This window comes from Streptococcus sp. k-378, from assembly GCF_013277505.1.
In the GTDB taxonomy this organism is placed as follows: domain Bacteria; phylum Bacillota; class Bacilli; order Lactobacillales; family Streptococcaceae; genus Streptococcus; species Streptococcus pseudopneumoniae.
Window position 1 is genome coordinate 1 of sequence record NZ_VMNC01000056.1, and the last position, 5,690, is coordinate 5,690.

At 38.9% G+C, this 5,690-nt stretch carries 8 protein-coding genes; all 8 read left to right on the forward strand.

The features are described from left to right. Nucleotides 1–107 precede the first annotated feature (107 nt). The 8 genes from HT719_RS07045 (at nt 108) to HT719_RS11620 (ending at nt 5,614) form a co-directional block, all read left to right on the forward strand. A complete protein-coding gene (locus tag HT719_RS07045) occupies nt 108–521 on the forward strand; it encodes a GNAT family N-acetyltransferase (protein ID WP_000499170.1) in 414 nt (137 codons plus the stop codon). Between the two features lie 429 nt (nt 522–950). Further along, entirely contained in the window at nt 951–1,151 is a 201-nt protein-coding gene (locus HT719_RS07050) for a F0F1 ATP synthase subunit C (protein WP_001054890.1), read from the forward strand. 34 nt (nt 1,152–1,185) lie between these two features. Then, entirely contained in the window at nt 1,186–1,902 is a 717-nt protein-coding gene (gene atpB / locus HT719_RS07055) for a F0F1 ATP synthase subunit A (RefSeq protein WP_000392851.1), read from the forward strand. A 13-nt stretch (nt 1,903–1,915) separates the two neighbouring features. After that, on the forward strand, nt 1,916–2,410 hold the full coding sequence (atpF, locus tag HT719_RS07060; protein ID WP_023937358.1) for a F0F1 ATP synthase subunit B: 495 nt from the start codon (nt 1,916–1,918) through the stop codon (nt 2,408–2,410). Continuing rightward, complete coding sequence (locus HT719_RS07065; RefSeq protein WP_172928685.1) at nt 2,410–2,946, forward strand: F0F1 ATP synthase subunit delta; 537 nt, start codon at nt 2,410–2,412, stop codon at nt 2,944–2,946. Before atpF ends, HT719_RS07065 begins: the two co-directional genes overlap by 1 nt. A gap of 14 nt (nt 2,947–2,960) precedes the next feature. Next, on the forward strand, nt 2,961–4,466 hold the full coding sequence (atpA, locus tag HT719_RS07070) for a F0F1 ATP synthase subunit alpha (protein WP_172928687.1): 1,506 nt from the start codon (nt 2,961–2,963) through the stop codon (nt 4,464–4,466). A gap of 15 nt (nt 4,467–4,481) precedes the next feature. Continuing rightward, nucleotides 4,482–5,360 (forward strand): F0F1 ATP synthase subunit gamma, encoded by an 879-nt coding sequence (locus HT719_RS07075; RefSeq protein WP_000301219.1) that lies wholly within the window; start codon nt 4,482–4,484, stop codon nt 5,358–5,360. Nucleotides 5,361–5,398: 38 nt separating this feature from the next. Continuing rightward, nucleotides 5,399–5,614 carry a hypothetical protein gene (locus tag HT719_RS11620; protein ID WP_240156559.1) on the forward strand — a complete coding sequence of 72 codons (216 nt, stop codon included), beginning with the start codon at nt 5,399–5,401 and terminating at the stop codon, nt 5,612–5,614. Nucleotides 5,615–5,690: the final 76 nt, after the last annotated feature.

Consider the following 5,690-nt stretch of genomic DNA (forward strand, 5'->3'; position numbering starts at 1 on the left):
TGATTTTTATTGAGTATTAGATGTATAGTGCATTGAAGTTAAAATAGTATACTTTGGTTTCTAAGACATTGTTAGAAATTAGATTAAATTCCTTAATCGATTTGCGCATGTTTTATTTTATTTCACTATACTTTAGATTGAAAAATAAGGAATCACATAAATCGCAAGAAATAGGGAATCTGATTCGTGTTTATAACCGTTCAAAAAGAGAGGAAGCTGAAAGTGAGCCACTTAATCTTTATGTCGAAGATGAAAAGGGCAATCTCCTGGCAGGTTTGATAGTAGAGACTTTTAGAAATTGGCTAGAAATCGAGTATTTATTTGTAAAAGAGGAACTGAGAGGGCAAGGAATCGGTTCAAAACTATTGCAGCAAGCAGAAACTGAAGCTAAGAATCGAAACTGTCGTTTTGCCTTTGTCAATACCTACCAGTTTCAAGCTCTTGATTTTTATAAAAGGTATGGCTACAAGGAAGTCTTTAGGTTACAAGACTATCCCTACATTGGGCAAAGATATTATTAGCAAAAGAATCTGTAAGGTGAGTATGGAGGTATAATACAAAGAGAGGCTCGCACATAAGTATGGAGGTGGACTGATGTATATGAGTAACTATCGATAAATACCAGTTATAACCTAGAAATTGTGTCTTTCTGGGCAATATTGGGTACAATGCAATGGCAGCTGAGAAATTGGGAATCAAGGCTTATCGGGTTAAGAAAAGAAGTGATGTGGTTGATATTTTAAAACAATTTATTTAAACTAAAAACTCTCTATCTTTTTAAATTGACATTAATCCGAGATTCCCCTCTCGAGTTTTTCAGAATAGAGTGAAATCCGAAAGAAAATGGAAATAATTTTTATTAAACGCTTCCAATAGCGGTTAAAAGTTGACAAATTTAAATTTTAGGACTACACTAAGTAAGTAAATTTTATTTTAAAGGAGAATTCGTTATGAATTTAACATATTTAGGCTTATGTATTGCCTGTATGGGCGTATCTGTCGGTGAAGGTTTATTGATGAATGGACTGTTTAAATCAGTAGCACGCCAACCAGATATGCTTTCTGAGTTTCGTAGTTTGATGTTTTTAGGTGTTGCCTTTATTGAAGGAACTTTCTTTGTAACTCTTGTCTTCTCATTTATTATCAAATAAATACATGGAACGAGAAGAAAAGGGAGGATTTTAGATGGAAGAAAGTATTAATCCAATCATCTCTATTGGTCCTGTTATCTTCAATCTGACTATGTTAGCCATGACCTTGTTGATTGTGGGAGTTATTTTTGTCTTTATTTATTGGGCAAGCCGCAATATGACCTTGAAACCCAAAGGAAAGCAAAATGTACTTGAGTATGTCTATGACTTTGTTATTGGATTTACAGAACCTAACATTGGTTCGCGCTACATGAAAGATTACTCACTCTTTTTCCTTTGTTTATTTCTTTTCATGGTGATTGCCAATAACCTTGGCTTAATGACAAAGCTTCAAACGATCGATGGGACTAACTGGTGGAGTTCGCCAACCGCTAATTTACAGTATGACTTAACCTTATCTTTTCTTGTCATTTTGTTGACACATATAGAAAGCGTTCGTCGTCGTGGATTTAAAAAAAGTATAAAATCTTTTATGAGTCCTGTTTTTGTCATACCGATGAATATCTTGGAAGAATTTACAAACTTCTTATCTTTGGCTTTGCGGATTTTTGGGAATATCTTTGCAGGAGAGGTCATGACGAGTTTGTTACTTCTTCTTTCCCACCAAGCTATTTATTGGTATCCAGTAGCCTTTGGAGCTAATTTGGCTTGGACTGCATTTTCTGTCTTTATTTCCTGCATCCAAGCTTATGTCTTTACTCTTTTGACATCTGTGTATTTAGGGAATAAGATTAATATTGAAGAGGAATAGAAAGGAGTAACTGATGCACGTAACAGTAGGTGAATTGATTGGTAATTTTATTTTAATCACTGGCTCTTTTATTCTTTTGCTAGTCTTGATTAAAAAATTTGCATGGTCTAATATTACAGGCATTTTCGAAGAAAGAGCTGAAAAAATTGCTACTGATATTGACAGTGCTGAAGAAGCCCGTCAAAAAGCAGAAGTATTGGCCCAAAAACGTGAAGATGAATTGGCAGGCAGTCGCAAAGAAGCCAAGACAATCATTGAAAATGCAAAGGAAACAGCTGAGCAAAGTAAGGCTAGTATCTTAGCAGATGCTAAACTAGAAGCAGGACGCTTAAAAGAAAAAGCAAACCAAGAAATTGCTCAAAACAAAGCTGAAGCTTTACAAAGCGTTAAGGGTGAGGTTGCAGATTTGACCATCAGCTTGGCTGGTAAAATCATCTCACAAAACCTTGATGGTCATGCCCATAAAGCACTCATTGATCAGTATATCGATCAGCTAGGAGAAGCTTAATGGACAAGAAAACAGTAAAGGTAATTGAAAAATACAGCATGCCTTTTGTCCAATTGGTACTTGAAAAAGGAGAAGAAGACCGTATCTTTTCAGACTTGACTCAAATCAAGCAAGTTGCTGAAGAAACAGGTCTGCCTTCTTTTTTAAAACAAGTGGCAGTAGACGAGTCTGACAAGAAAAAAACGATTGCTTTTTTCCAAGACTCTGTGTCACCTTTATTACAAAACTTTATCCAGGTTCTGGTCTACAATCACAGAGCAAATCTTTTTTATGATGTGCTTGTAGATTGCTTGGACCGACTTGAAAAAGAAACAAATCGATTTGAAGTGACGATTACTGCTGCTCATCCTCTAACTGATGAACAAAAGAGTCGTTTGCTCCCTTTGATTGAGAAGAAAATGTCTCTGAAAGTAAGGAGTGTAAAAGAACAAATCGATGAAAGTCTCATTGGTGGTTTTGTTATTTTTGCCAATCACAAGACAATTGATGTGAGTATTAAACAACAACTTAAAGTTGTTAAAGAAAATTTGAAATAGAAAGTGGTGTTCTTTTGGCAATTAACGCACAAGAAATCAGCGCTTTAATTAAGCAACAAATTGAAAATTTCAAACCCAATTTTGATGTGACTGAAACAGGTGTTGTAACCTATATCGGGGACGGTATCGCGCGTGCTCATGGCCTTGACAATGCCATGAGTGGAGAGTTGTTGATCTTTGAAAACGGCTCTTATGGTATGGCTCAAAACTTGGAGTCAACAGACGTTGGTATTATCATTCTAGGTGACTTTACAGATATTCGTGAAGGCGATACAATCCGCCGTACAGGTAAAATCATGGAAGTCCCAGTAGGTGAAAGTCTGATTGGTCGTGTTGTGGATCCGCTTGGTCGTCCGGTTGACGGTCTGGGAGAAATCCACACTGATAAAACTCGTCCAGTAGAAGCGCCAGCTCCTGGTGTCATGCAACGTAAGTCAGTCTCAGAACCATTGCAAACTGGTTTGAAAGCTATTGACGCCCTTGTACCGCTTGGTCGTGGTCAACGTGAGTTGATTATCGGTGACCGTCAGACAGGGAAAACAACCATTGCGATTGATACAATCTTGAACCAAAAAGATCAAGATATGATCTGTATCTATGTCGCAATTGGACAAAAAGAATCAACAGTTCGTACGCAAGTAGAAACACTTCGTCAGTACGGTGCCTTGGACTACACAATCGTTGTGACAGCCTCTGCTTCACAACCATCTCCATTGCTCTTCCTAGCTCCTTATACTGGGGTTGCCATGGCGGAAGAATTTATGTACCAAGGGAAGCATGTTTTGATTGTATACGATGATCTATCAAAACAAGCGGTCGCTTATCGTGAACTGTCACTCTTGCTTCGTCGTCCTCCAGGTCGTGAAGCCTTTCCAGGGGATGTTTTCTACCTTCACAGCCGTTTGCTTGAGCGCTCAGCTAAAGTTTCTGATGAACTTGGTGGTGGATCAATTACAGCCCTACCATTTATCGAGACACAAGCAGGAGATATCTCGGCCTATATCGCAACCAATGTGATTTCTATCACTGATGGACAAATCTTCCTTGGTGATGGTCTCTTCAATGCGGGTATTCGTCCAGCCATCGATGCGGGTTCATCTGTATCACGTGTAGGTGGTTCTGCACAAATCAAAGCCATGAAGAAGGTTGCTGGTACACTTCGTATCGACCTTGCTTCATACCGTGAGTTGGAAGCCTTCACTAAGTTTGGTTCTGACTTGGATGCGGCAACACAGGCTAAGTTGAACCGCGGTCGTCGTACAGTTGAAGTCTTGAAACAACCTGTTCACAAACCATTGCCTGTTGAGAAACAAGTAACCATTCTCTATGCTTTGACACATGGTTTCTTGGATACTGTTCCAGTAGATGATATTGTTCGTTTCGAGGAAGAGTTCCATGCCTTCTTTGATGCTCAACATCCAGAGATTTTGGAAACCATTCGTGATACAAAAGACTTGCCAGAAGAAGCAGGCTTGGATGCTGCGATTACAGAGTTTCTCAATCAATCTAGCTTCCAATAAGAATAGAGGTGTCAGATGGCAGTATCTCTAAATGATATTAAAACAAAAATCGCCTCAACAAAAAATACGAGTCAAATCACTAATGCCATGCAGATGGTATCAGCTGCTAAGCTAGGTCGCTCTGAAGAAGCTGCTCGCAACTTCCAAGTTTACGCTCAGAAAGTGCGTAAACTTTTGACAGATATCCTTCATGGTAATGGAGCTGGTGGTTCAACTAATCCCATGTTGATTAGCCGTCCTGTGAAGAAGACAGGCTATATCGTTATCACTTCAGACCGCGGTTTGGTTGGAGGTTATAATTCCTCTATTCTGAAAGCCGTTATGGAGTTGAAAGAAGAATACCACCCAGACGGTACAGGTTTTGAAATAATCTGTATTGGTGGAATGGGAGCTGATTTCTTTAAGGCTCGTGGTATTCAACCACTTTATGAACTACGTGGCTTGGCAGACCAACCTAGCTTTGATCAAGTTCGTAAGATTATTTCAAAAACTGTTGAAATGTACCAAAATGAACTCTTTGATGAGCTTTATGTTTGCTACAACCACCATGTCAATACGCTAACCAGTCAAATGCGTGTGGAACAAATGCTTCCGATTGTTGACTTGGATCCAAATGAAGCGGATGAAGACTACAGCTTGACTTTTGAATTGGAAACCAGCCGAGAAGAAATTTTGGAGCAGTTATTGCCTCAGTTTGCAGAAAGTATGATTTACGGTGCCATTATCGATGCCAAGACAGCTGAGAATGCTGCTGGTATGACAGCCATGCAAACAGCGACAGATAATGCTAAGAAAGTCATCAATGATTTGACAATTCAGTATAACCGTGCCAGACAGGCGGCGATTACACAAGAAATTACAGAAATTGTAGCAGGAGCTAGTGCCTTAGAATAGGCTCTAGTCCAGTTCGTATGAAAATGAACTTATACTCAATGAAAATCAAAGAGCAAACTAGGAAGCTAGCCGCAGGTTGCTCAAAACACTGTTTTGAGGTTGTAGATAAGACTGACGAAGTCAGCTCAAAACACTGTTTTGAGGTTGCAGATAGAACTGACGAAGTCAGCTCAAAACACTGTTTTGAGGTTGCAGATAAAACTGACGAAGTCAGTAACATATACATACGACAAGGCGAAGCTGACGTGGTTTGAAGAGATTTTTGAAGAGTATGAAATTGAATTGCTTATAAAAAAGCTCCATACACGGGATGTGTATAGAGAAATGGGG